Below are 22,930 nucleotides of genomic sequence, written 5' to 3'. Positions count from 1 at the left end.
TCCTCATCGTTGGCCGCCGGTGGCGGCGCGCACCCTGGTGGGCGTGTCGCTCGTACCTTATCGGCGACCCGGGGAGATCAGCCCGTCGATATTCGGTTTGGGGGTCGAGAAGTCGGCTATTCGTTCCCGTCGATCACCTCCAGAGCGTGCTTCGTACGGCGGTCGAGGTTGAGCAGCCGCAGCGCGCTGATGACGTCCGGGGCCTCGATCACCTGCATCCCGTCGATCATCCGGTCGGTCGCGGGGCGGCGTACGCCCTGGGCCGCGCCGGGGTCGGCCGGCACGATCGCCAGCGCGAAACCGAGTCGCGCCGCCTCGGCCAGCCGCTGCGGCAGGTCGCGGACCCGGCGCAGCTCGCCGGACAGCCCGATCTCGCCCATCGCGACCACGCCGGCCGGAGGCGCGGAGACGAAGTGGGCCGAGGCGACCGCCACCGCGAGCGCGAGGTCCCCGCCCGGATCGGTGAGCCGGGCGCCGCCGACGGTGGAGGCGAAGACGTCGTGCTGGTGGAGCCGGACGCCGCAGTGCTGCTGGAGGACCGCGAGCACCATGGCCAGGCGCGAGCTGTCGATGCCCGAGGTCGTCCGCCGTGGCCGCTCGTTGGGGGAGAGCGTGACCAGGCCCTGGACCTCGGCGAGGATCGGGCGCCGCCCCTCCATCGAGACCGCGATGCAGGTGCCGGGCACCCGGCCGTGGTGCCGCTCGACGAAGATGCCGGTCGGGTCGTCGACGGCGCGGATGCCGTCGGGGCCGAGGTCGAAGCAGCCGACCTCGTCGACCGGACCGAAGCGGTTCTTGACCGCACGGAGCATCCGGAAGCGGGAGTTGCGGTCGCCCTCGAAGTGCAGGACGACGTCGACCAGGTGCTCCAGCACGCGGGGACCGGCGATGCCGCCGTCCTTGGTGACGTGGCCGATCATCACGATGGTGATGTCGCGGCTCTTGGCCATGCGGACCAGCGCCTGGGCGACCTCCTTGACCTGGGTCACCCCACCGGGGACGCCCTCGACGCCGGAGGCGCTGATCGTCTGGACCGAGTCGATCACGACCGTGGCCGGGCGGACCTCCTCGATGTGGGTCAGCACCGCACCCAGGTCGGTCTCGGCGGCGAGGTAGAGCTGGTCCTCGAGCGCGTTGGTGCGGTCGGCGCGCAGCCGGACCTGAGCCGCGGACTCCTCGCCGGTGACGTAGAGGGTGCGCCGGGAGCCGGCCGCCGTCCGCGCGGCGACCTCGAGCAGCAATGTCGACTTGCCGACGCCGGGCTCGCCGGCGAGCAGCACGGCCGCGCCGGGCACCAGTCCGCCGCCCAGGACCCGGTCGAGCTCGGGCACGCCCGAGGGGTGGTGCACCGCGCGGTCGGCCGAGACCTGCCCGATCGGTACGGCGGCCTGGGTCACCGGAGCGGCCGTCGTCCGGCTCGAGAGACCGGCCGTGGCGACCGCGACCTCGGACACCGAGCCCCAGGCCTGGCACTCGCCGCAGCGGCCCACCCACTTCGCCGTCGTCCAGCCGCACTCGCCGCAGCGGTAAGTCGAACGTGTTTTCGAACCAGCCATGGGCACGACAGTAGAGCAGGGTGCCGACGGAACCCTCCTGGCGCGCGGTGGCTGTGGAGAACGGCATGGAAGAATCGGGCCTGTGGACAGCTCGCGGACGCCGGCGACCCTCGCGGACGTGGCCGAGCGGGCGGGTGTGTCCCGGCAGACCGTGTCGAACGCGATCAACAACCCCGACCTGCTCCGCGCGGACACCCTGGCCCGGGTGCGCGAGGCCATCGAGGTGCTCGACTACACGCCCAACCAGGCGGCACGCCACCTGCGCACCCGCTCCTCGCACCTGATCGGGATGCGCCTGGTGCCGGTGCAGGAGTTCACCGCGAGCGCGACCACCGACCGGTTCGTGCATGCACTGGTCGAGGCCTCGCGCGAGGCCGGCTACCACGTCCTGCTGTTCTCGGGCGGTCGCGTCGAGGAGGGCGAGCAGCCCGACCCCCTCGGCGGGTACGACGACCTGCTCCGCTCCACCGCGGTCGACGCCTTCGTCGTCACCGACACCTATCTCGGCAACCCGCAGACCGTCGGGCTGACCCTGCGCCGGGCGCCGTTCGTCGCGTTCGGCCGCCCCTGGGACGACGCCGGCGCGACCCACCCGTGGGTCGACGTCGACGGCGCGGCCGGCGTCCAGGCGGCGACCGAGCACCTGCGCGAGCACGGCCACGAGCGGATCGCCTGGATCGGCTGGCAGCCCGGCTCCCGGATCGGCGAGGACCGGCGCGCGGGCTGGCACCGCACGATGGCGGCGCACGGACTGTCGACGATCGGCCTGGAGGCCGCGGTCGACGACACCGTCGACGCCGGTCGTCAGGCGGCCGCGGCGCTGCTCGACGCCGGAGGGCCCACCGCCTTCGTCTGCGCCTCGGACACGCTCGCGGTCGGCGTCCTGCACACGCTCACCGAGCGCGGCCTCGCGCCGGGGCGGGACGTCGCGGTCGTCGGCTTCGACGACTCGCAGGTCGCCCAGGTGATGGGGCTGACGTCCGTACGCCAGCCGCTCGAGGAGGTCGCGGTCCAGCTCGTCGCCGCGCTGCGGGCGCTGCTGGCTCCGGGGCACACGGTGGCGCCCGGGGTGCTGCTCGAGCCGCGGCTGGAGGTCAGAACCTCTTCGACCAGAGGTTGACGGCGTAGTCGACCTCGACGCCGGTGTGCTCACGCAGCAGCTGGTCGGCGACCTCGGGCGTGAACTCGATCCGTACGACGGCCTCGAGGTCCGCGCGCGTCGCGAACCGCCAGCCCATGTCGACCCGGTCGAGCTCCCAGCCGCGGATGCTCCAGAAGCGCTCGATCGCCTCGGGCGGCTCCAGGTGGGGGTAGCCGCGGCGGAACCAGTCGCCGAAGGTCGAGCGGGAGCCGTCGTTGTCGATGATCAGCGCGACCCCGCCCCGTCGTACGACGCGGTCGAGCTCGACGAGGCCGGGCTCGCAGCCGGGGCCGAAGAAGTAGGCCCAGCGGGCGTGGACGACGTCGACCGAGGCGTCGGGCAGGGGGATCTCCTGGGCCGTGCCGCGCACGACCTCGACGCCGGTGGTGCCGCGGGTGCGCAGGCGGCGGCCGGCGAGCTTGACCAGTCCCGGGTGCGGCTCGACGCCGACGACGCGGGCGGCGGTCTCGGCGAAGCGGGGCAGGTGGAAGCCGGTGCCGCAGCCGAGGTCGAGGACGGTCCGGCCGGACCAGTCGGCGCGTGCCTGCATCGCCGACCAGAGCCGGCCGTCGGGGTCGGCGGCGCGGTTCTCCAGCTCGTACGTCGCCGTGTGGTGCCAGATGTTGGGGCTGGGGATGGTGCCCCGGAGCTGCATCAGATGCGGACGATGCCGTTCGGCGTCAGCACCTGGGCGGCGAGGATGCCGGGCGTGCCGTGCGGGGCGACCCACTCGACCTTGACGTCCTCGAGCGGGGCCTCGACGGTCTCGCCGAGCCACTCGCTGACCCGCTGGGGGTCACCGGCGATCTCGATGCCGGCCAGGGACACGGTGCCGTCGGCGCCGGTGGACGGGTGCAGGTCGGACGGGATGTCCCACTGGAGGAAGAACGGCAGCTGCGGGTCGGCGATGAGGCCGTTGATGCCGATCTGCTTCCAGCGCAGCTCGGTGCCGTCGGGGCGGTGCCGCGAGCCCGGGACGGCGGGGCGGCCGAGGCGCTCCTCGACGACGGTGATGTCGGGGACCGCGACCGCCCAGCCGAGCCAGCCGCCGCCCAGCGCGGAGCGGGCCTTGACGGCCTGGCCGAAGGGCGCCTTGTCGGAGGCGGGGTGGTCGAGTGCCTCGACGACCTCAAGGTAGGTGCCGTCGGTCAGCGGCAGGATCATGTTGCGCGTGCCGAAGCGGGGGTGCACACCGCCGTCGACGAATTCACGGCCGATCGCGGTGCCCAGGCGGGTCGCCGTGCTCTCGAGTCCGTCGGGACCTGCCGCGTAGGAGAGATGGTCGAGGCGCATGCCAGACATTCTGAGCATGCGAGCAGACCTCCGACGAATCGGGGTCGTTGTCTCTTGACGTCGAGAGGTGGTCGTCACGTCCCGGAAGGACGCGAATCGCCCGTCAGTGCGGGTCTGCGGGGTGCAGCGCGAGGGCCGAGCGCGAGCGCAGGTGGGCCTCGCAGTGGACCACCAGTGCGTCGTACGCCTCCTGGCCCATGAGCGCCACGAGCTCGGCCTCGTTGGTGACGTAGACCGGCTCGACGCCCACGTGGGCCTCGGTGTTGCCGGAGCAGTACCAGTCGAGGTCGTGGCCGCCGGCACCCCAGCCGCGCCGGTCGTACTCGGTGATCGTCACCTCGACGTACGACGTCCCGTCCATGCGCTCGACCTCGCGGAAGGTACGGCGGATCGGCAGCTGCCAGCACACGTCGGGCTTGGTCTCGAGCGGGTTGCGCCCAAGCTCGAGCGCGAGGCCGTGCAGCGCGCAGCCGGATCCGGCGGCGAAGTCGGGGCGGTTGGCGAACACGCAGGAGCGCTGCCCGTCGACCTCGTGCATGCGGGTCTTGCGCTCGCCGTCCTCGTCCTTCTCGACCCAGTCCTTGCGCTTGACGGGGCGTCCGGGGTGGAACTGCCAGTGCTCGGGGGTGAGCTGGTCGACGAAGCCGGCGACGCGCTTCTCGTCGTCCTTGTCGGCGAAGTGGGCGCCCAGGGTGCAGCAGCCGACGTCGGGGGAGTCGGCGTAGATGCCGGCGCAGCCGCTGCCGAAGATGCAGGTGAAGGACGACGTGAGCCAGGTGAGGTCGCAGCGAAGGACTTCTGTCTCGTCGGCGGGATTGGTGAACTCCACCCACGCACGGGGGAAGTCGAGCGAGACCTCGGGCACTGGGCAACTGTAGTGGCGGGCCGGCTGCGGCCGGAACGCCGGGCGAGGAGGCGGAGGGAGCGACGAAGGAGCGACCGGAGCCGACGGGAGCGGGGTTGCGGCCGCGGCGGCGTCTTGCCGCCGGTCGGTCGCGCGCCGTCGCCGACCTCGACGGCGCGCGCGGCAGCGCGGCGGAGCGGAGCGACGACGTGCTCGGGCCGTCCGGCTAGTACCGTTGGGGACATGCGTCTGGGCGTGCTCGACATCGGTTCGAACACCGGTCATCTGCTCGTGGTCGACGCCCACGGCGGGGCCGCGCCGCTGCCGGCGTACTCCTACAAGGAGCCGTTGCGGCTCGCTGAGCACCTCGACGACAACGGTGACGTGTCCCCGACGGGGATCGCCGCGCTGACCGCGTTCACCGCGCAGGCGCTGGTGGTCGCCGAGGAGAAGGGCTGCGAGGAGATGCTGTCGTTCGCCACCTCGGCGGTGCGCGACGCGGGCAACGCCGAGGACGTGCTGGCGCACGTCGAGGCCGAGACCGGGGTGCGGATCGAGGTGCTGCCGGGGGAGGACGAGGCGCGCCTGACCTTCCTGGCCGTACGACGCTGGTTCGGCTGGTCGGCCGGGCGGCTGGCGGTGTTCGACATCGGTGGCGGTTCGCTCGAGATCGCGGCGGGTTCGGACGAGCGTCCTGATGTGGCGTGGTCGCTGCCGCTGGGGGCGGCGCGGCTGGCGCGGGCGGAGTTCGCCGAGCAGCCGGACGACGAGGCGCTGCGGCAGATCCGGCGGCGGATCCGGGCCGACATCGCGCGCGATGCGGGTCACCTCCTGCGCGCCGGTACGACGCACCGCGCGTCGGCCACCTCCAAGACGTTCCGCTCGCTCGCCCGGATCTGTGGGGCGGCGCCGTCCCAGGACGGGCCGCTGGTGCCGCGGACGCTGCCGCTGAGCGAGCTGCGGCAGTGGATCCCCAAGCTGGTGGCGATGACGTCCGAGGAGCTCGCCGCGCTGCCCGGGGTCTCGCCGAGCCGCACCCACCAGATCGTGCCGGGGGCGCTGGTCGCCGAGGCCTGCATGGACATCTTCGACCTGCACGAGCTCGAGATCTGCCCCTGGGCGCTGCGGGAGGGCGTCATCCTCGAGCGGCTCGACAAGCTCAGCGTCACCGACGAGCCATGACCTCCGGGGCGGGGCGATCGGCAGGCGGACCGGGAGGTCGGCCGAGGATCGGCCTGTCCACCAGCTCGGTCTACCCCGAGTCGACCGCGCACGCGTTCGCCTACGCCGCCTCCGTCGGCTACGAGGCCGTCGAGGTGATGGTCGGCATCGACGCGCTGTCCCAGCAGACCGATGCGGTGCGCCAGCTCTCCGACCACCACGACCTGCCGATCTCCGCGATCCACGCGCCCTGTCTGCTGTTCACGCAGCGGGTCTGGGGGGTGGAGCCGTGGGGCAAGCTCGAGCGCTCGGCCGCGATGGCCAAGGCGGTGGGCGCCGAGGTGGTCGTGGTGCACCCGCCGTTCCGCTGGCAGCGCGAGTACGCGCGGGACTTCGTCAACGGCATCGCCGCGCTGGAGGAGTCGTCGGGCATCGCGTTCGCGGTCGAGAACATGTACCCCTGGCGGGCGTCCAAGCGCCGGATGGAGATGTACCTCCCGAGCTGGGATCCCTCCGAGGAGGAGTACGCCAACACCACGATCGACCTGTCCCACGCTGCGATCGCGCAGTCCGACCCGGTCGCGATGGCCGAGCGGCTGGGCCGGCGGCTGCGGCACATCCACCTCACCGACGGCACCGACTCGGCCAAGGACGAGCACCTCGTGCCGGGGCGCGGTGACATCGGGGCGGCGGCGTTCCTGCGGCACCTGGCGACGACGGGCTTCGCCGGCGAGGTCGTGCTGGAGATCAACACCCGCCGCTGCGCGACGCGCGAGGAGCGCGAGGCCGACCTGCGCGAGTCGCTGGAGTTCGCGGTGGAGCACCTCACCGTCGTACCGGCTGAGGCCGAGCCCGGGGGCGACCAGCCGTGAGCGCGGTCGAGGTCGCCGGCCTGCGCGTCGTCCGCGGTGGACGGGTGGTGCTCGACGGCCTCGACCTGACGATCGGCCCCGGGGTGACGGGGCTCCTGGGCCCGTCGGGGTGCGGGAAGTCCACGCTCCTGCGCAGCATCGTCGGCGTGCAGCGCGTCGCGGGCGGGACGGTGACCGTGCTCGGCGCGCCGGCCGGCAGTCCGCCGCTGCGCGACCGGGTGGGCTACCAGACCCAGTCCTCCAGCGTGTACGACGACCTGACGGTCCTCGAGAACCTCCGCTTCTTCGCGCGGGTGCTGGGGATCGGACCCGCCGCGGCCGACCAGGCCGCCGCGTCCGTCGACCTCGGTGGTCACCGCGACCAGGTCGTCGGCCGGCTCAGCGGCGGCCAGCGCTCCCGGGTCGGTCTGGCCGTGGCGCTGCTCGGCAGCCCCGAGCTGCTGGTGCTCGACGAGCCGACCGTCGGGCTCGATCCCGTGCTGCGGCGCGACCTCTGGGCGCTCTTCCACCGGATCGCGGCGGCCGGGACCGCCGTCCTCGTGTCGAGCCACGTGATGGACGAGGCCGAGCGCTGCGACGACCTGCTGCTCATGCGCGAGGGACGGATCATCGCGCAGGGCGCGCCGTCCGCCATCAAGGAGCAGCAGGGCGCACCCGACGTCGAGACCGCCTTCCTGGCGCTGGTCGAGGGCGGGGAGGACCGCTCGTGACGCCGCGGGTGACGCTGGCGATCGCGGTCCGCGTGCTCACCCAGCTGCGCCGCGACCACCGCACGCTGGCGATGCTGCTGGTGCTGCCGTGCCTGCTCCAGGTGCTGCTGTGGTGGATCTTCGACTCCACGCCGCTCGTCTTCGACCGGATCGGCCCGGCCCTGCTGGCGATCTTCCCGTTCTTCGTGATGTTCCTGGTCACGAGCATCACCACCCTGCGGGAGCGGTCGAGCGGCACGCTGGAGCGGCTCTTCACGCTGCCGATGGGCCGGCTCGACTTCCTCTGCGGCTACGCGCTCGCCTTCGGCGCGGTCGCCGCCGTGCAGGCCGCGCTCGCGTCGGGGGTCGCGGCCGGGCTCCTCGACCTCGACGTCGACGGACCGGTCGTGCTGCTCATCGTCGTGGGGGTCGCCGACGCCGTGCTCGGTACGGCGCTCGGGCTGTTCGTGTCGGCCTTCGCCCGCACGGAGTTCCAGGCCGTGCAGTTCCTGCCGGCCGTCGTGGTGCCCCAGATCCTGCTGTGCGGGCTGATCCTGCCGCGTGACCACCTGCCGCCGGTGCTGGAGGCGATCGCCGGCGTGCTGCCGCTGACCTATGCCGTCGACGCGATGGAGCAGCTCGCGACCACGTCGAGCACCGGCCAGGTCTGGCGGGACGTGGGGATCGTGGTGGCGTTCGCGATCGCGGCGCTCGCACTGGGCGCGGTGACCCTGCGACGTCGTACCGACTGACGGGAGCGACCGGAACCCCCGTAGTTTAGGGACATGCGGCCGGTCCGGGACTCCCTGATGCTGCTGTCGCGCAGCGTCCTGGGCCGTCGGATCGTGCGTACCTTCGTGCCCGGCGACCGGGTCGACGACGCGGTGCGGGCGGTCGCGGAGGTCCGGACCGCCGGCTTCGCGGTGGGCGTCGAGCGGCTGGGTGCGCCCGCGGGCTCCGCGGTCGCCGAGTACCGCACGCTGATCGACCGGCTCGCCGACGCCGGCCTCGCGACCGGCACGGACCTCACCATCGGCGTGGTCCCGCTCGACGAGGCCCGCAAGATCTGCCGCACCGCGGCCGGAGCCGGGACCACCGTGACGGTCGGCGCCACCGACGCCGATACCGATGCCGGTGCCGACGCCGACGCGCGGATCGCGCTGGTCGCGGCGCTGCGCGCGGACTTCCCCGGTGTGGGCGTGGTGCTGGACGCGGCGCTCCCGCGCACGGAGGACGACTGCCGCGCGCTGGCCGGACCAGGGAGCCGGGTGCGGCTGGTCCGGGGTGTCGACTCGGCCGAGGCCGACAAGGCCTACGTGCGCTGCCTCAAGGTGCTGCTCGGCGGCGCCGGCTACCCCGTCGTGGCGACCCACGACCCACGGCTGCTGGAGATCGCGGTGGCACTGGCCAGTCGCTACGGGCGCGCGCCGGCGACGTACGAGCTCCAGCTGCGCTACGGCGTCCGCCCGGCCGAGCAGCAGCGGCTGGCCGGCACGGGGGAGCAGGTGCGGGTGCTGCTGCCGTACGGCCCGGACTGGTACGGCTACCTGGCCGCCCAACTGGCGGAGCGTCCCGCGAACCTGTCACTGTTGCTGACGTCCTTGATCCCCAGGAAGTGAGCGAGCAGACCGTGAGCGAGAAGCGCACCGCTGTCATCGGCGCCGGCGTGATGGGGGAGACCCTGCTGTCCGGCCTGATCCGGGCCGGCCGGAGCGCCGACCGGCTCGTGGTGGTCGAGAAGCGACCGGAGCGCGCCGCCGAGCTCGCCGAGAAGTACGGCGTCAGCGTGGTCGACCAGGTCGGCGCGGCCGCCGAGGCCGACACCGTCCTCCTCGTGGTCAAGCCGCAGGACATGGCCGACGTGCTCGCCGAGCTGGGTCCGGCGCTCAAGCCCGGCCAGCTCCTCGTCTCGCTCGCCGCCGGCATCACCACCGGCTTCGTCGAGTCGCGCGTGCCCGAGGGCGTCGCCGTCGTCCGGGTCATGCCGAACACGCCCGCACTCGTCGACGAGGGCATGGCCGCGATCTCGCCCGGCACCCACTGCGACGACAGCCACCTGGCCGAGGCCGAGCAGCTCATGGCGTCGGTCGGCCGGGTCGTCCAGGTCCCGGAGAAGCAGCAGGACGCGGTCACCGCGATCAGCGGCTCGGGTCCGGCCTACTTCTTCTTCGTCGTGGAGTCGATGATCGAGGCGGGCGTCCACCTCGGACTGCCGCGCACCGTCGCCCACGAGCTCGTCGTGCAGACCCTCGTCGGCTCGGCCGCGATGCTGCGCGAGACCGGCGAGCACCCGGCGGTGCTGCGCGAGCAGGTCACCTCGCCCGGCGGTACGACGGCCGCGGCGCTGCGCGAGCTGGAGGTGCACCGGGTGCGGGCGGCGTTCCTCGCCGCGCTCGAGGCCGCGCGCGACCGCTCGCACGAGCTCGGCAGCTAGACCGGGAGCGCCCCGAGGCCGCGCACCGTCGCGACCTCGGCGGCAGGCCGAGCGCGCCGTCCGCGCCGGTCCAGCAGCAGCGCCGTCAGCCCTGCCCGCTGCGCGCCGACGACGTCGTTGCGCAGCGAGTCGCCGACCATGAGCGTCGCGGCGGGCGCGACGCCGAGGGCCGCGCAGGCGGTGAGGAAGGCGCGCGGGTCCGGCTTGGCGGCGGGCAGCTCGGACGAGGCGAACACCGGGACGTCGCTGCGCAGCAGGCCGGTCCGGCGCAGCTTGTCGGTCTGGATGGTCAGCTCGCCGTTGGTGAGGATGCCGACCCGCAGTCCGGCGGCCCGGGCGCGCTCGATGGCCGCCGCGGCGTCGTCGAAGGCGCGCTGCGCCGCCTGGTAGCAGGCGAGGAAGCCTGCGAACACGTCGTCGGCGAGCGCGTCGTCGGCGAGGTTCCACGACGGGAGGAACTCGCGGATGCGCACCCGGCGCTGCTCGGTGTAGGTGATCTCGCGGCGCTGGGCGCGCTCGTAGTGCCGGTTCTCCAGCACGCACCAGCGCTCGGCGTGGGCCTCGAGCTCGGCGGGAGTCTCGGCCAGCCCGAGGCCGCTCAGCCAGGCGCGCAGGGCGCGGTCGGCCGCACCGCGGTGGTCCACCAGGGTGTCGTCCAGGTCGAGGAGCAGTGCCTGGAACGTCATTCCGCGAAGTCTGCCAGCGGCCGCCGACACTCTCCGAACTCAGAGCCCGACCGCCTCCCGGGCCGCGCTCAGGACCGGCGCGGTGACCGCGCGGCAGTGCTCGGCGCCGCGCTCGAAGACCTCCTGGACGTACGCCGGATCGGCCGCCAGCTCGGCGTACCGGGCCTGGATCGGGGCCAGCTCGGCGACCACGGCGTCGGTGACGGCCGCCTTGAGGGCGCCGTAGGTGGCGATGCCGTCCGCGGATCCTCCGCACGCGGTGAGGATCTCGATCAGGTTGGTCACGCCCGGCTTGGCGTCGCGGTCGGCGCGCACCGAGGCCGGGCCGGTGTCGGAGTCGGTGACCGCGCGCGCGACCTTGCGCCGCACGACGTCGGGCGGGTCGAGCAGCGCGATCGAGCCCGCGTCGGGCCCGGACTTGCTCATCTTGCGGGTCGGCTCGGCCAGGTCCATGACGCGGGCGCCGGCGGGAGGGACGGTGATCTCGGGGATGGCGAAGACCTCGCCGTAGGTGGCGTTGAAGCGCAGCGCGATGTCCCGGGTGAGCTCGATGTGCTGGCGCTGGTCGTCGCCGACCGGGACCTGCTCGGGGCGGTAGAGCAGGATGTCCGCGGCCATCAGCACCGGGTAGGTGAAGAGCGAGCAGCGGACCGTCTCGTGGCGGCGGGACTTCTCCTTGAACTGGGTCATTCGGCCGAGCTCGCCGGTGGTGGCGACGCACTCCAGCAGGAAGGACAGCTCGGTGTGCGCCGGCACCCGGCTCTGCCGGAAGAGCGTGCTGCGGTCGAGGCCCACGGCGAGGAGCAGCGTGCTCTGCTCGGTGATCGCGGTGCGCAGCGTCGCGGCGTCGCGCGGGGTGGTGAGGGCGTGCAGGTCGGAGATGCCGTAGAAGCACTCCGCAGAGTCCTGGCCCGCGCGCATGGGACGCAGGGCGCCGAGCAGGTTGCCGAGCGTGAGGCGTCCGCTGGGGGTGAGGAGGGAGAGTCGTCGGGTCATGGGTGCTCCTGGAGAGAGGGCCCACGGGCGGCCACCACGGGCCGTGAAGCACGACGGCCGCCCGTGGGCGGCCGGTGAGAGAGGTGTGTCGAGGGGGCGGCCGCCGTCAGGCGCGCCACCACCGCAGCTGCGAGGAGATCAGCGGGGTCGACACGTCCCGATCATCCCACGCGGCGCAGGACATCGACGTCGGGGACCACCTCGCCGGGCGGGGTGAGCAGGCCGAGCATGGTCGCCGCGATCGCCCGGGCGGCCTCGTCGGCGGCCAGCTCGCCGTCGTACACGGAGGTGGCGGCGGCGTGGGTGACGCTGTGCATCGTGGTGACGAGCCACGAGACGGGCAGGTCGGTACGGAACCGGCCGGCCGCGCGGCCGTGCTCGATGAGGCGGCGGGCCCGTTCGCGCGGCTCGCCGTGGGCGGCGGCCATCTCGGCGACGGGCATGCTCTTCTCGGCGGCGACCACCAGGGCGCCGTACCGGAGGGTGGTCTGCCAGGTCGCGTCGATCAGGCGGACCATCGCCGCGGCGGGGTCGCCGCTCAGGTCGAGGCCGCGCAGCGAGGCCTCCGCCTCGGCCATCGCCCGCGCGACGACCGCCGCGACCAGGACCGCGCGCGACTCGAAGTGGCCGTAGAGCGTCACCCGGCCCACGCCGGCGGCCTTGGCGATGTCGTTGATGCTGGCGTCGGGGTCGCGCGCGAGGCACGCGGTGGCGGCGTCGAGGATCGCCTCCACGTTGCGGCGCGCGTCGGCACGGAGCGGTCGGGTGGTCACGATGCAGTGATCGTAGGGCCCCGGCGGTGGCACCCGGCGTACTCCTCCCAGCGCCAGGCCATCGCGGCCAGCATGAGGACGAACATCGCCACGTGGCCGACCGCCATCAGGCCGCCGTCCCCGAGGACGCCGGCCCAGTGGAGGGGGACGGCGACCGCGAAGCCGGCGTACATCACCGCGCACATCTCGACGACGGGCGCCCAGCGGTGACCGCGGAACCTCATCCAGGCGGCCATCGGGACCGCCATCGTGGTGGCCATCACGAGCGTCTCGACCGTGGCCGAGCGCAGCCAGGAGCCGTCCGCGGCCGCGCTGGTGGCGAGCATCCAGACCGGCCAGAGGACGAGCATGCCGAGGAGCATGGCGGCGACCATCTCGCCGTAGTGCCGGGCGAACCGGCGTACCTGCCGCGCGCTCACCGGGCACGTCCCGGGACCGACGCGAGCGAGACGAGCGCGGCGGCACCGGCGACGCCGGCCGCGACGGCGAAGCCGTGCACGAACCCGTCGGAGGTGCTCCCGGCGATGCTGGCCGCGGCGACGCTGGAGATCACCGCGGCGCCGAGCGAGGCGCCGAACTCGTGGAAGGTGCTGACGATCCCGGACACGATCCCCGACTCGTGGGGCGCGACGTGGCCGAGCGCGGTCGCGGACGCCGCGACGAAGAGGACCCCGAGCCCGAGGGCCGCGCCGGTGGTGCCGGCGACGACGGCGGTGGTGCCCTCGGCCAGCGCCGGTACGGCGAACCCGGCCCCCGCGACCACGAAGCCCACCGTGGCCAGGGCCCGGGCGCCGAGGCGCTGGATCAGGTGGCCCCCGGCGGTGGCGCCGACGATGGTGGCGAGCGCGACCGGGAGGAAGAACAGGCCGGTCGCGAGCGCGCCACGACCGGCGTGGTGCTGAAGGTAGAAGGTGCCGAGGAAGAAGCCGGCCACCATGAGCGCGGTCGCCGAGACGATGAGGAAGGTGCCGGAGGCGACCGGGCGGCGGGTGAGCAGGCGCAGGTCCATCAGGGGGGAGCGGGCGGTGCGCTGGCGCAGGCCGAAGAGCACGTAGAGGGCGACCGCTGCGGCGAGCAGGCCGAGGGTGCGGCCGCTGACCCAGCCGTGGTCGCCGGCGCCGATGAGGGCGTAGATCGCGGTGCCGGTGGCGGCGGTGACCAGGGCGGCGCCGAGGAGGTCGAGGCGGGCGGGGGCGGTGGGCGGGGTGGGCGCGGCCGGCGCGGTCGTCGTACCGGAGGGGAGGCGGCGGGCGAGCCCGACCGCGACGACCAGCCCGATGGGGACGTTGACGAAGAACACCCACGGCCAGCCGGGGCCCGCGGTGAGGATCCCGCCGAGCAGGACACCGAGCGCGGCTCCGCCGCCGCCCAGCGCGGACCACACGCCGAGCGCCCGGTGCCGCTCCTCGCCGTGGAAGAGGTGGAGCAGGGCGGACAGGGCGGCGGGGGAGAGCAGTGCGGCGCCGACACCCTGGGCGACCCGGCTGCCGACGAGCAGCTCGGGGGAGCCGGCCAGCCCCGCGGTCAGCGAGGCGGCGGTGAAGAGGGCGAGCCCGGTCAGCACGACCGGGCGGGAGCCGACCAGGTCGGTGACCCGGCCGCCGAGCAGCATGAGGCCGCCGAAGGCGAGCGTGTAGGCGCTGACCACCCAGGTGGTCGCGGCGCGGGAGAGGTCCAGGTCGGCGCCGACGTGGGGGAGCGCGACCGCGACGACGGTGACGTCGACGATCAGCATGAGCTGGGCGGTGCCGAGCAGGGCGAGGGTGCCCCACCGGCGCGGATCGGGCTCGGTGCCCGGGTGGGGGTCGTGGCCGGAGGCGGCCGGGGCGGGCGCGTGGGTCATCGGTACTCCTAAGTCGAACAGCGATGTTCAGGATCATAAGTCGAACATGCATGTACGACAAGAGTCTCGGGCGACGGCCGGAGCGAGGCGTTTGCGTGCGGTCCACGGCGGTGGCACGGTGGAGGGACGGCTGATGAGATCGGGGTTCGGTCAAGGCGACACGCCGGATCCCCAAAAGTTTCACTGATGAATCTCTTCCCCATCAGTCACATCTGGCTCTACTCTCACTCACGAGGCGTCCGCAGGGTTCACAGCTGGGGAAGGCGGTGACGGACGCGCAGAAAGCTGGTTGGTCATGGCTCCTCCGTCGCGCGAGCGCACCGAGTCCCTCCCGGACCCGAAGTTCCTCACCATCGCCGAGGTCGCCTCGGTCATGAGGGTGTCGAAGATGACCGTCTACCGCCTGGTCCACAACGGCGACCTCCCGGCGGTCCGCGTCGGCCGGTCGTTCCGCGTCACCGAGCACGACGTGGACGAGTACCTCCGCAAGTCCTTCTACTCCGCCGGCTGAGCGCCGCCGCGAGTACGCCGACCGCCCCGGGCGGCGGTGCGATCTTCGTCCCATCTCCTGCGCTGATTCACCGCGGTCACGCGCTGCCGGATAGGCTGACCCGGTGCTCCGGGGTCTACCCGGTGCGACGTACGTCCGCCGAGCGGCCTCGTTCGGCGATCTGGAGAGGTTCCACGTGGGTTCTGTCATCAAGAAGCGCCGCAAGCGCATGGCGAAGAAGAAGCACCGCAAGCTGCTGAAGAAGACGCGCGTTCAGCGTCGCAAGCTCGGCAAGTAAGCCGGGCGCTCGGGGCGTTCTCGCCGTGCCGGTGCGCAGCTGCGCACCGGCCTGATCCGAGGAGTCGGTGGAATGGGCACCGGACGCACGGTCCTGGTCACCGGGGTCTCCCGCGACCTCGGCCGCACGCTGGCTCGCACGCTCGCGACCGACCCCGGCATCGACCGGGTGATCGGCGTCGACGTCATCCCGCCACGGGGTGATCTCGGCGACGTCACCTTCGTGCGCGCGGACATCCGCAACCCGGTCATCGCCAAGGTCATCGCTAAGGAGGACGTCGACACCGTCGTCCACATGAGCGTGATCGCGACCCCGGGATCCGCTGGTGCCCGCGGCACCATGAAAGAGCTCAACGTCATCGGGACGATGCAGCTCCTCGCGGCGTGCCAGAAGGCCGAGGGTCTGCGCTCGCTCGTGGTGAAGTCCTCGACGATCGCCTACGGCGCCAGCAGCCGCGATCCCGCCATGTTCACCGAGGACATGGAGCCGCGGCGCCCTGCCCGCACCGGGTACGCCAAGGACGTCGCCGAGGTCGAGCAGTACGTCCGCGGCTTCGCGCGCCGTCGTCCCGACGTGTCGGTGACCCTGCTGCGCTGCGCCAACGTGATCGGCCCGCGGGTGGTCAGCCCCCTGACGTCGTACTTCCGGCTGCCGGTGATCCCGACGGTGCTCGGCTTCGACCCGCGGTTGCAGTTCCTCCACGAGAGCGACCTCAACCGGGTGCTGCGCCACGCCGTCCACGAGGACCCCGGCGGCACCTTCAACATCGCCGGCGACGGCCTGCTGATGCTCTCCCAGGCGCTGCGCCGCGCCGGGCGGACCAGCGCCCCGGTCCCCGGCTTCGCCTTCGGCGGCCTCGGCTCGGCGCTCAAGTCGGCGCGCGTCGCCGATCTCTCGCCCGAGCTGGTCGCCTTCCTGACCTACGGTCGCGGCGTCGACACCACCCGGATGCGCACCGAGCTCGGCTTCGAGCCGCGCTACGACACCGCCGCCGCCTTCAACGAGTTCGCGGCCGCGCTGCCGCCCGGCGGCCGTCGTGCCGAACGGGTGCTGGGCGCGCTGGCCGAGCGCCTGCCCCCGGTCGAGGACGACCGTCCCGTCCAGCTCACGGTCGCCGGAGGCCCCCATGGGTGACGCCGAGATCATCCCGATCGGTACCCGCGGCCAGCCCGGCCGCGGCACCGGCAAGCGTCCCTCCGCCGCCGCGCGCGGGCTGGCGCCCAAGACCGGCGCGCCCGCCCGCAAGGCGCCGGCGGCCAAGAAGCCCGCCACGGGGACGCCGTCCCCGCCCCAGCCCGACCCCGCGGCCGAGACGCCGGTCATCGAGACCGCGCCGGTGAACGACGCGCCCGCCGTACCGGAGCCGGTGGCGGGGGCCGCGGCACGCACCGAGGAGCGCGGCCTCAGCCCGCTGGCGGGGATCCCGGTCGGCGACTGGCTCGCCGCCTTCCAGCACGCCAGCAAGGAGCTCTTCGGCGACCAGTGGGAGCCCCAGCTGGCCCGCTTCCTGGCGTTCCTGCGCCGCCGCCTGACCGGTGAGTACGTCGTCGACGAGTACGGCTTCGACGCCGAGGTCACCGAGCGCTTCTTCATGGCCGCGCTGCGCCCGGTCGCCCAGAAGTGGTTCCGGATCGAGGTCCGCGGCGTCGAGAACATCCCGGCCGAGGGCGGCGCCCTGGTCGTCTCGAACCACTCCGGCACGATCCCGGTCGACGGCCTGATGACCATGGTCTCGATCCACGACCAGACCGGCCGCCACCTGCGCCCGCTCGGCGCGGACCTGGTCTTCCGGCTCCCCGTCGTCGGCAGCCTGGCCCGCAAGGGCGGCGCCACCCTGGCCTGCAACGAGGACGCCGAGCGGATGCTCAGCGACGGCAAGCTCGTCGGCGTGTGGCCCGAGGGCTTCAAGGGCATCGGCAAGCCGTTCTCGGACCGCTACAAGCTCCAGCGCTTCGGCCGCGGCGGCTTCGTCTCGGCGGCGCTGCGCACCGGCGTACCGATCGTCCCGCTGTCGGTCGTGGGCGCCGAGGAGATCTACCCCCTCGTCGGCAACATCCCCTCGCTGGCCCGCCTGCTCGGCGTCCCGTACATCCCGATCACGCCGTTCTTCCCGCTGCTCGGCCCGCTCGGCCTGGTGCCGCTGCCGTCGAAGTGGCTGCTCGAGTTCGGCGAGCCGATCCGCACCGACGAGTACGACGCCGGCGCGGCCGAGGATCCGATGCTGGTCTTCAACGTGACCGACCAGGTCCGCGAGACCATCCAGCACACGCTCTACAACCTGCTGCGCGAGCGGGAGTCCGTCTTCCGCTGACGCTGACGCTGACGGGCGGGGTTGCCGACGACGACCGCGCCCGGTGCCACGTCACGCGTCACGACGCTGCCCGCGCCGACCACGGCGTCGGCCCCGACGGTGACGCCGGGCAGCACGATCACGCCCCCGCCGAGCCAGGCGTTGGCGCCGAGGGTGATGGGGAGCGCGCGCTCCCAGCCGGCGCGGCGTCGTCCGGGGTCGTCGACGGGGTGCTGGGCCGTCAGCAGCTGGACCCGGGGGCCGAGGCGGACGTCGTCGCCGACGGTGATCGGTGCGTCGTCCATGAAGATCGCATCGTGGTTGACGAACACCCGGTCGCCGAGCCGGATGTGCGCGCCATAGCTGCACCGGAAGGTCGGCTCGATCCGCACGTCGCGTCCGACCTGGCCCAGGAGGTCCGCCAGCAGGCGGCTGCGGTGCTCGTCCTCCGCGGCGCCGAGCGCGTCGATCGCTTCGAGGGCGAGCCGGCAGCGGTGCCGCCGGGCGCGCAGGTGGTCGTCGTCCAGGTACCACTCACCGGCCAGCATCCGGCGCAAGGAGTCGCTCATCGAGCCCACCCTCGCACGCCCCTGGTCGGGACGCGGGCGGGTCGGTGGGCTACTTGGTGGTGCCGAGCAGCCCGCCGAGCAGGCTGGTCACGCCGTCGAGCAGCGGGAGCGTGCTCGAGGGGGCGGTCGGCGTGCTGCCGCCACCGTTGGCCGGGGGCTTCTTGCCGCCGTTGATGATCGGCCCGAGGAGGTCGGGCAGGAGGCCGTCGCTCGTCGGCTTGTCCGACGGTACGTCGACCGGCGCGGTCGGCGGCGTCGTGGTGCCGCCGGTCGGCGGCGTGGTCGTCGGGGTGGAGCCGGGCTTCTGGGCCGGCTTCGTCGGCTTGCCGGTCGGGCCGACCTGCGAGACCGAGGCGGTGCCGGCCGCGTCGCCGCTGAGCAGGTTGCTCAGCGGGAGGGTCGCGAAGTCGGGGACCTCGGTGACCGCGCCGTCAGCGCAGGTCGGGCAGGCCTCCCAGGCGGCGGCGTCGATCTGGCGGATCGTCTGGGTGGCGGTGATCAGGATCGACCGGCTCGAGGTCGGTACGTCGGGACCGAGCGTCGCGAGGATGTCCATGCTGCTGCGGGCGAACTTGCGCAGGTCGGCGATCCGGTCGGGCTTGCCGGTCGTGGCGTAGTCGTCGAGCGCGAGCTCGGAGGCCTGCTTGGCCTGGTCGGTGAAGTCCTGGAGCGTGCTGGAGACGGCGTCCTCGTCGGCCCCGCGCGCGGTGAGCTTCTGGACCTCGGTCAGGCGCGACTCGGCGTGCGCGATGAGGGTCTCGGCCTTGGAGGCGCCGTTGCCCTGGAGGTTGGTCTGGGCGTTCTCGATCGCGCGCTTGACCGGGTAGAGCACGTCGCCGGGCAGGGCGTCCTGGGAGGCCATCGCCATCGAGCCGGTCGCGGCGACGACGGCGAAGCCGCCGACCAGGGCGGCCACGCGGCGCTCGCGGGCGCCGCGGCGCTGGCGCGGGGTCAGCCGGACGGCGAGCGCCTCGTCGGCGCGGGCCGGCTCACGCTCGGCGGCCGCGACGAGCTGGGTGCGCAGCGAGGAGACGAAGTCGGGACGGGCCTCGACGGGAGGCACCTCGCGCAGCGACGCGACGAGCTCGAGCAGGTCGGCGTACGCCTCATGGTCGCCAGCCCTCCCCGAGATGAGCGCGTCGAACTCCTCCGCGCCCCGTGCCCCGGCATTGCCCCGCATCACCATGTCCGTCCTCGAGTCGGGTCGTTACGAACATCCAACGAATCGAGGGTCCCGCTGGTTACGGTCCGAACGGACATGGCGCAATAGTCCGTCCGGACTACGTGACGGGCGGTCATCGCAGACCCTCCGGCATCAGCTTGGCGAGGTTGCGCACGCCGCGGAGCTGGAGCTGCTTGATCGCGCCGTCGCTGCGGCCGAGGGCGGCCGCGGTCTCGGCGATGCTCATGCCCTGGAGGAAGCGCATGATGAGGCAGTCGCGCTGCTCGTTGGGGAGCTTGGTGAGCGACTCGAGCAGGATCTCGTTGGTGAGCGTCGCGAGGACGGCGTTCTCGGGGCCCTCGGTCGCGTCGTCGTGCTGACCCATGTCCTCGGTGGTCATCTCCAGGCGGGTCCGGCCCGCCTTGAAGTGGTCCGTCGCGAGGTTGCGGGCGATGGTCATCAGCCAGGCGCCGAAGTCCTTGCCCTGCCAGCGGAAGGACGACATGTTGCGCAGCGCCCGGAAGAAGGTCTCGGAGCACAGGTCCTCGGCGACCACCACGGAGCGGGTCCGGTAGTAGAGGAACCGGTAGACCGACGGCTGGTAGTGGTCGTAGAGCATCCCGAATGCCTCGGCGTCGCCGCCGCGGGCCAGCTCGACCAGCGCGATCAGCCGCTCACGGGCCTCGGGGGAGTCCTCGGAGGACGCGGCGAGCGTGGCGTCGCCGTAGCCGCCCTCGGTCGGCCGCTCGTCGGTGTCGCTCTCGGCGTGCGCCTCGCTGAGCAGCCAGTGGTCGCCCCGGTCCACCGACCGGTACGACGCCCGCGCGGGGCCGCCGGTACCGGCGAGCGCGAGGGCGGGCTCAGGGGTGAGGGCAGCGAGCACAGCCGCACGCAGGGCCTCCAGCCCTCGCGCGACGTCGTTGTGCTGCCAGGTCATGCCCGGTCCCCTCCCTTTATCCCCCGAACGGGATCCTAAGGCAGAGCCTTGCGCTGTGGTACCCGAATGGACGAAACCGTTTCACGGGCGCCCGACGGTCCCTCAGCGGTGCCGGCGGACCTGGCGGCGGACCAGTGCCCCGGTCACCGCGGCCCCGGCGGCGGCCGAGCCCGCGATGAGGCCGGCCCGGGCGGCCTTGCGGCCGGTCCGGTAGTCGCGGATCCGCCAGCCCTGGGCCCGGGCGTGGGCGCGGAGCTTGGCGTCGGGGTTGATCGCGCAGGGGTCGCCGACCAGGCTCAGCATCGGCAGGTCGTTGTAGGAGTCGCTGTAGGCCGAGCACCGGGCCAGGTCGAGCCCCTCGCGGTCGGCGATCGCCTGGACCGCGACCGCCTTGGCGGGCCCGTGGAGCATGTCGCCGACGAGCTGGCCGGTGTAGACCCCGTCGACGTGCTCGGCGACGGTGCCCAGGGCGCCGGTCAGGCCGAGCCGGCGCGCGATCAGGTTGGCGATCTCGATCGGCGCGGCGGTCACCAGCCAGACCCGCTGGCCCTCGTCGAGGTGCATCTGGGCGAGCGCGCGGGTGCCGGGCCAGATCCGGTGGGCCATCGCCTCGTCGAAGATCTCCTCGCCGACCTCCTCGATCTCCTGGACCGTGTGGCCGGCGATGAAGGCGAGGGCGGAGTTGCGCGCCTCGGCGACGTGCTCGGGGTCCTCGACGCCGACGAAGCGGAAGTACGCCTGCTTGTAGGCCGCTCCGAGGATGTCGCGGGTGGTGAAGAACTTGCGCCGGTAGAGCCCGCGGGCGAGGTGGAAGATGCTCGCGCCCTGCATCACCGTGTTGTCGACGTCGAAGAACGCCGCGGCACGGGCGTCGGCCGGGTGGCGCAGCGCGTTCTCGACCTCGGCGGCGGCGGCCGCGGCCTCTCCGGCCAGCGCCGAGCGCTGCTGGAGGTTGAGCCGGCGGGGCCGGTCGGCAGGCGGGACCATGGGCGCAGCCTAGTGCGCCGGAGGGCCCTGCGGGCCGCGCGTAGGATCCCCCTATGTCGCAGCCGGACGTCCTCGCCCCGCCCGACGTGGCCGCCCTCGTCGCGGCGGCCGCAGCCGATCACCCCGACCGGCTCGCCGTGGTCGAGGCCGGCGGCCGGGGGCTGACCTGGGCCGAGCTGGACGACGAGGTCAGCCGGGTCGCGACCGGGCTCGGGACGGCCGGCGTGGTCGCCGGGCACCGGGTGATGATCGTGCTGGGCAACCGGCTGGAGTTCGTGACGACCTACCTCGGGGTGCTGCGGGCGCAGGCGGTCGCCGTCCCGGTCAACCCGGGCTCCACGGTCGTCGAGCTGGCCGGGATGCTCGTCGACTGCGGCGCGCGCCTGGTCGTCGTCGACGACCAGACGGCCGAGCCGGTACGCACGGCCACGGGCCGCAGCGAGGTCACGGCCGCGGCGCGCGACGAGTCCCGCCCGCTGCCCCGGCTGGTCGTGGTGGGCGCGCCGTCCGCCCCCGACGAGCTCGGGTACGACGACCTGCGGGCCGAGGAGGCCCGCCCGGTGCCGCCGCTGCCCGATCCCGAGAAGCTCGCGGTCCTGCTCTACACCAGCGGCACCTCCGGCCTGCCGCGCGCGGCGATGCTGACCCACCGCGCCCTGCTGGCCAACGTCGAGCAGGTCGCCACGGTCGAGCCGCCGATGATCCACTCCGACGACGTGGTGCTCGGCGTGCTGCCGCTCTTCCACGTCTACGGCCTCGGCGCCGTGCTCGGCGGCGTGATCCGGCACCGGGCCAAGCTCGTGCTGACCGACCGCTTCGACCCCGAGGGCACCCTCGACCTGATCGAGGACGAGGCGTGCAGCGTCGTCCCCGTGGCGCCGCCGGTGTTCGCCGCCTGGCGCGACGTCGACGCGCTCGCCGAGCGGCTCGGCCCGGTGCGGATGATCCTGTCCGGCTCCGCGCCGCTCCCCGCCGAGACCGTCGAGGAGTTCAGCGCCGCCGTCCGGGTGCCCGTGCACCAGGGCTACGGCCTGACCGAGGCCTCGCCGGTCGTCACCAGCACGCTCCGCTCGGCCGCCGTGAAGCCCGGCTCGGTGGGCGCCGCGCTCGACGGCATCGAGCTGCGCCTGGTCGACGACGAGGGCACCCCCGTCGAGGGCTCGGCCGCCGACGACCCGGGCGAGATCCAGATCCGCGGGCGCAACCTGTTCAGCGGCTACTGGCCCGAGGGGGCCGACGGTCCGGGCGCCGACGGGTGGTGGTCGACGGGCGACGTGGGCTTCCTCGACGCCGACGGCGACCTCTTCCTGGTCGACCGGGTCAAGGAGCTCATCATCGTCTCCGGCTTCAACGTCTACCCGAGCGAGGTCGAGGCGGTGCTCGGCGAGGTCGCCGAGGTGCGCCAGGCCGCGGTGCTCGGCACGCCCGACGACCAGACCGGCGAGGCGGTGGTCGCCTATGTCGTCGCCGAGGACCCGGCGGCCGACGCCGGGTCGGTGGTCGCGGCGGTCCGCGCGGCGGCCGAGGAGCAGCTGGCGCCGTACAAGCGGCCGGGCCGGGTCGAGGTCGTCGAGACGCTCCCGCGCACGGTCACCGGCAAGATCCGCAAGGGTCAGCTGCGCGGCCAGGAGCGGCGCAAGGCGCTCGGGATCCTCGAGTGAACGCCGCCACCCCCCGCGTCACGCTCTACGGCCGGCCGGGCTGCCACCTCTGCGACGACGCCCGCGCGGTGATCGAGGCGGTGTGCGCCGAGCTGGGGGAGAGCTACACCGAGGTCTCGATCGACGACGATCCCGAGCTCGCCGAGCGGTTCGCCCACGAGATCCCGGTGACCTTCGTCGACGGACGCCAGCACGACTTCTGGAGGGTGAGCCCGGACCGGCTCCGCCGCGCGCTGCAGGGGTGAACG

Annotated in this window: 26 protein-coding genes; 13 read left to right on the top strand and 13 right to left on the bottom strand. The window is 73.5% G+C overall.

The genetic code is table 11. The features are described 5' to 3' along the window. Positions 1 to 116 precede the first annotated feature (116 nt). A complete protein-coding gene (radA, locus tag CCO04_RS08340) occupies positions 117 to 1,556 on the bottom strand; it encodes a DNA repair protein RadA (RefSeq protein ID WP_215813624.1) in 1,440 nt (479 codons plus the stop codon). 82 nt (positions 1,557 to 1,638) lie between these two features. On the opposite strand from radA, the gene CCO04_RS08335 reads away from it, so the two are divergent. Next, on the top strand, positions 1,639 to 2,676 hold the full coding sequence (locus tag CCO04_RS08335) for a LacI family DNA-binding transcriptional regulator (protein WP_308281156.1): 1,038 nt from the start codon (positions 1,639 to 1,641) through the stop codon (positions 2,674 to 2,676). On the opposite strand, the gene CCO04_RS08330 is transcribed toward CCO04_RS08335, so the two are convergent. From CCO04_RS08330 to CCO04_RS08320, 3 genes are all read right to left on the bottom strand, one after another. Beyond that, positions 2,651 to 3,352: a class I SAM-dependent methyltransferase gene (locus CCO04_RS08330; RefSeq protein WP_215813622.1), complete on the bottom strand. Its 702-nt coding sequence runs from the start codon at positions 3,350 to 3,352 to the stop codon at positions 2,651 to 2,653. The two genes, CCO04_RS08335 and CCO04_RS08330, sit on opposite strands and share 26 nt — an antisense overlap. Then, positions 3,352 to 3,990 (bottom strand): VOC family protein, encoded by a 639-nt coding sequence (locus tag CCO04_RS08325; protein ID WP_215813621.1) that lies wholly within the window; start codon positions 3,988 to 3,990, stop codon positions 3,352 to 3,354. Before CCO04_RS08325 ends, CCO04_RS08330 begins: the two co-directional genes overlap by 1 nt. Before the next feature lie 103 nt (positions 3,991 to 4,093). Next, positions 4,094 to 4,855 carry a hypothetical protein gene (locus tag CCO04_RS08320; RefSeq protein WP_215813620.1) on the bottom strand — a complete coding sequence of 254 codons (762 nt, stop codon included), beginning with the start codon at positions 4,853 to 4,855 and terminating at the stop codon, positions 4,094 to 4,096. 222 nt (positions 4,856 to 5,077) lie between these two features. Between CCO04_RS08320 and CCO04_RS08315 the strand changes: the two genes are divergently transcribed. The 6 genes from CCO04_RS08315 to proC are packed head-to-tail and all read left to right on the top strand — an operon-like array spanning position 5,078 to position 9,990. Further along, positions 5,078 to 6,016, top strand: a complete 939-nt coding sequence (locus CCO04_RS08315) for a Ppx/GppA phosphatase family protein (RefSeq protein WP_215813619.1) — start codon at positions 5,078 to 5,080, stop codon at positions 6,014 to 6,016. After that, entirely contained in the window at positions 6,013 to 6,867 is an 855-nt protein-coding gene (locus CCO04_RS08310) for a sugar phosphate isomerase/epimerase (RefSeq protein ID WP_215813618.1), read from the top strand. The genes CCO04_RS08315 and CCO04_RS08310 overlap by 4 nt, the downstream gene beginning before the upstream one ends. After that, positions 6,864 to 7,577, top strand: coding sequence for an ABC transporter ATP-binding protein (locus CCO04_RS08305; protein ID WP_215813617.1), 714 nt, complete (start codon positions 6,864 to 6,866; stop codon positions 7,575 to 7,577). The genes CCO04_RS08310 and CCO04_RS08305 overlap by 4 nt, the downstream gene beginning before the upstream one ends. Further along, a complete protein-coding gene (locus CCO04_RS08300) occupies positions 7,574 to 8,308 on the top strand; it encodes an ABC transporter permease (protein ID WP_215813616.1) in 735 nt (244 codons plus the stop codon). Before CCO04_RS08305 ends, CCO04_RS08300 begins: the two co-directional genes overlap by 4 nt. A gap of 33 nt (positions 8,309 to 8,341) precedes the next feature. Further along, the gene (locus CCO04_RS08295; protein ID WP_215813615.1) at positions 8,342 to 9,175 is read left to right on the top strand and encodes a proline dehydrogenase family protein; all 834 of its coding nucleotides are present in this window, start codon (positions 8,342 to 8,344) and stop codon (positions 9,173 to 9,175) included. Further along, entirely contained in the window at positions 9,172 to 9,990 is an 819-nt protein-coding gene (gene proC / locus CCO04_RS08290) for a pyrroline-5-carboxylate reductase (protein ID WP_257759281.1), read from the top strand. The genes CCO04_RS08295 and proC overlap by 4 nt, the downstream gene beginning before the upstream one ends. On the opposite strand, the gene CCO04_RS08285 is transcribed toward proC, so the two are convergent. The 5 genes from CCO04_RS08285 to CCO04_RS08265 form a co-directional block, all read right to left on the bottom strand. Next, a complete protein-coding gene (locus CCO04_RS08285; protein WP_215813614.1) occupies positions 9,987 to 10,676 on the bottom strand; it encodes an HAD family hydrolase in 690 nt (229 codons plus the stop codon). The two genes, proC and CCO04_RS08285, sit on opposite strands and share 4 nt — an antisense overlap. A 39-nt stretch (positions 10,677 to 10,715) precedes the next feature. Further along, positions 10,716 to 11,672, bottom strand: a complete 957-nt coding sequence (trpS, locus tag CCO04_RS08280) for a tryptophan--tRNA ligase (protein ID WP_215813613.1) — start codon at positions 11,670 to 11,672, stop codon at positions 10,716 to 10,718. A 161-nt stretch (positions 11,673 to 11,833) separates the two neighbouring features. Further along, complete coding sequence (locus CCO04_RS08275) at positions 11,834 to 12,445, bottom strand: TetR/AcrR family transcriptional regulator (RefSeq protein WP_215813612.1); 612 nt, start codon at positions 12,443 to 12,445, stop codon at positions 11,834 to 11,836. Then, entirely contained in the window at positions 12,442 to 12,864 is a 423-nt protein-coding gene (locus CCO04_RS08270) for a hypothetical protein (RefSeq protein ID WP_215813611.1), read from the bottom strand. Before CCO04_RS08270 ends, CCO04_RS08275 begins: the two co-directional genes overlap by 4 nt. Continuing rightward, positions 12,861 to 14,288, bottom strand: a complete 1,428-nt coding sequence (locus tag CCO04_RS08265; protein ID WP_215813610.1) for an MFS transporter — start codon at positions 14,286 to 14,288, stop codon at positions 12,861 to 12,863. Before CCO04_RS08265 ends, CCO04_RS08270 begins: the two co-directional genes overlap by 4 nt. A 295-nt stretch (positions 14,289 to 14,583) precedes the next feature. Between CCO04_RS08265 and CCO04_RS08260 the strand changes: the two genes are divergently transcribed. The 4 genes from CCO04_RS08260 to CCO04_RS08245 all read left to right on the top strand — a co-directional run bounded on the left by CCO04_RS08260 (position 14,584) and on the right by CCO04_RS08245 (position 17,387). Next, positions 14,584 to 14,799 carry a helix-turn-helix domain-containing protein gene (locus CCO04_RS08260; protein ID WP_038676689.1) on the top strand — a complete coding sequence of 72 codons (216 nt, stop codon included), beginning with the start codon at positions 14,584 to 14,586 and terminating at the stop codon, positions 14,797 to 14,799. Between the two features lie 175 nt (positions 14,800 to 14,974). Next, positions 14,975 to 15,076 (top strand): 30S ribosomal protein bS22, encoded by a 102-nt coding sequence (locus CCO04_RS08255; protein WP_008356322.1) that lies wholly within the window; start codon positions 14,975 to 14,977, stop codon positions 15,074 to 15,076. A gap of 72 nt (positions 15,077 to 15,148) precedes the next feature. Further along, entirely contained in the window at positions 15,149 to 16,210 is a 1,062-nt protein-coding gene (locus CCO04_RS08250) for an NAD-dependent epimerase/dehydratase family protein (RefSeq protein WP_215813609.1), read from the top strand. Next, positions 16,203 to 17,387, top strand: coding sequence for a lysophospholipid acyltransferase family protein (locus tag CCO04_RS08245; protein ID WP_215813608.1), 1,185 nt, complete (start codon positions 16,203 to 16,205; stop codon positions 17,385 to 17,387). The genes CCO04_RS08250 and CCO04_RS08245 overlap by 8 nt, the downstream gene beginning before the upstream one ends. On the opposite strand, the gene CCO04_RS08240 is transcribed toward CCO04_RS08245, so the two are convergent. The 4 genes from CCO04_RS08240 to CCO04_RS08225 all read right to left on the bottom strand — a co-directional run bounded on the left by CCO04_RS08240 (position 17,348) and on the right by CCO04_RS08225 (position 21,021). Then, a complete protein-coding gene (locus tag CCO04_RS08240; protein ID WP_215813607.1) occupies positions 17,348 to 17,935 on the bottom strand; it encodes a sugar O-acetyltransferase in 588 nt (195 codons plus the stop codon). The two genes, CCO04_RS08245 and CCO04_RS08240, sit on opposite strands and share 40 nt — an antisense overlap. A gap of 49 nt (positions 17,936 to 17,984) precedes the next feature. Further along, the gene (locus CCO04_RS08235) at positions 17,985 to 19,121 is read right to left on the bottom strand and encodes a DUF5667 domain-containing protein (protein WP_215813606.1); all 1,137 of its coding nucleotides are present in this window, start codon (positions 19,119 to 19,121) and stop codon (positions 17,985 to 17,987) included. Between the two features lie 109 nt (positions 19,122 to 19,230). After that, entirely contained in the window at positions 19,231 to 20,034 is an 804-nt protein-coding gene (locus CCO04_RS08230) for a sigma-70 family RNA polymerase sigma factor (RefSeq protein WP_215813605.1), read from the bottom strand. A gap of 102 nt (positions 20,035 to 20,136) precedes the next feature. After that, positions 20,137 to 21,021: an HAD family phosphatase gene (locus tag CCO04_RS08225; RefSeq protein ID WP_215813604.1), complete on the bottom strand. Its 885-nt coding sequence runs from the start codon at positions 21,019 to 21,021 to the stop codon at positions 20,137 to 20,139. Between the two features lie 53 nt (positions 21,022 to 21,074). Here CCO04_RS08225 and CCO04_RS08220 point away from each other — a divergent pair, with 53 nt between their 5' ends. Next, complete coding sequence (locus tag CCO04_RS08220) at positions 21,075 to 22,682, top strand: class I adenylate-forming enzyme family protein (RefSeq protein ID WP_215813603.1); 1,608 nt, start codon at positions 21,075 to 21,077, stop codon at positions 22,680 to 22,682. Further along, positions 22,679 to 22,927, top strand: coding sequence for a glutaredoxin family protein (locus CCO04_RS08215; RefSeq protein ID WP_215813602.1), 249 nt, complete (start codon positions 22,679 to 22,681; stop codon positions 22,925 to 22,927). Before CCO04_RS08220 ends, CCO04_RS08215 begins: the two co-directional genes overlap by 4 nt. The last annotated feature ends 3 nt before the right edge of the window (positions 22,928 to 22,930 follow it).

This window comes from Pimelobacter sp. 30-1, from assembly GCF_018831735.1.
GTDB lineage: Bacteria > Actinomycetota > Actinomycetes > Propionibacteriales > Nocardioidaceae > Nocardioides.
This window is presented reverse-complemented; position numbering and strand designations above follow the sequence as displayed.

Bases quoted from the DNA above. Each gene is read 5' to 3' on its own strand.
- radA (WP_215813624.1), bottom strand. From the start codon at position 1,556: ATGGCTGGTTCGAAAACACGTTCGACTTACCGCTGCGGCGAGTGCGGC.
- CCO04_RS08330 (WP_215813622.1), bottom strand. From the start codon at position 3,352: ATGCAGCTCCGGGGCACCATCCCCAGCCCCAACATCTGGCACCACACG.
- CCO04_RS08325 (WP_215813621.1), bottom strand. From the start codon at position 3,990: ATGCGCCTCGACCATCTCTCCTACGCGGCAGGTCCCGACGGACTCGAG.
- CCO04_RS08315 (WP_215813619.1), top strand. From the start codon at position 5,078: ATGCGTCTGGGCGTGCTCGACATCGGTTCGAACACCGGTCATCTGCTC.
- CCO04_RS08310 (WP_215813618.1), top strand. From the start codon at position 6,013: ATGACCTCCGGGGCGGGGCGATCGGCAGGCGGACCGGGAGGTCGGCCG.
- CCO04_RS08295 (WP_215813615.1), top strand. From the start codon at position 8,342: ATGCGGCCGGTCCGGGACTCCCTGATGCTGCTGTCGCGCAGCGTCCTG.
- CCO04_RS08285 (WP_215813614.1), bottom strand. From the start codon at position 10,676: ATGACGTTCCAGGCACTGCTCCTCGACCTGGACGACACCCTGGTGGAC.
- trpS (WP_215813613.1), bottom strand. From the start codon at position 11,672: ATGACCCGACGACTCTCCCTCCTCACCCCCAGCGGACGCCTCACGCTC.
- CCO04_RS08265 (WP_215813610.1), bottom strand. From the start codon at position 14,288: ATGACCCACGCGCCCGCCCCGGCCGCCTCCGGCCACGACCCCCACCCG.
- CCO04_RS08260 (WP_038676689.1), top strand. From the start codon at position 14,584: ATGGCTCCTCCGTCGCGCGAGCGCACCGAGTCCCTCCCGGACCCGAAG.
- CCO04_RS08250 (WP_215813609.1), top strand. From the start codon at position 15,149: ATGGGCACCGGACGCACGGTCCTGGTCACCGGGGTCTCCCGCGACCTC.
- CCO04_RS08245 (WP_215813608.1), top strand. From the start codon at position 16,203: ATGGGTGACGCCGAGATCATCCCGATCGGTACCCGCGGCCAGCCCGGC.
- CCO04_RS08240 (WP_215813607.1), bottom strand. From the start codon at position 17,935: ATGAGCGACTCCTTGCGCCGGATGCTGGCCGGTGAGTGGTACCTGGAC.
- CCO04_RS08235 (WP_215813606.1), bottom strand. From the start codon at position 19,121: ATGGTGATGCGGGGCAATGCCGGGGCACGGGGCGCGGAGGAGTTCGAC.
- CCO04_RS08230 (WP_215813605.1), bottom strand. From the start codon at position 20,034: ATGACCTGGCAGCACAACGACGTCGCGCGAGGGCTGGAGGCCCTGCGT.
- CCO04_RS08225 (WP_215813604.1), bottom strand. From the start codon at position 21,021: ATGGTCCCGCCTGCCGACCGGCCCCGCCGGCTCAACCTCCAGCAGCGC.
- CCO04_RS08220 (WP_215813603.1), top strand. From the start codon at position 21,075: ATGTCGCAGCCGGACGTCCTCGCCCCGCCCGACGTGGCCGCCCTCGTC.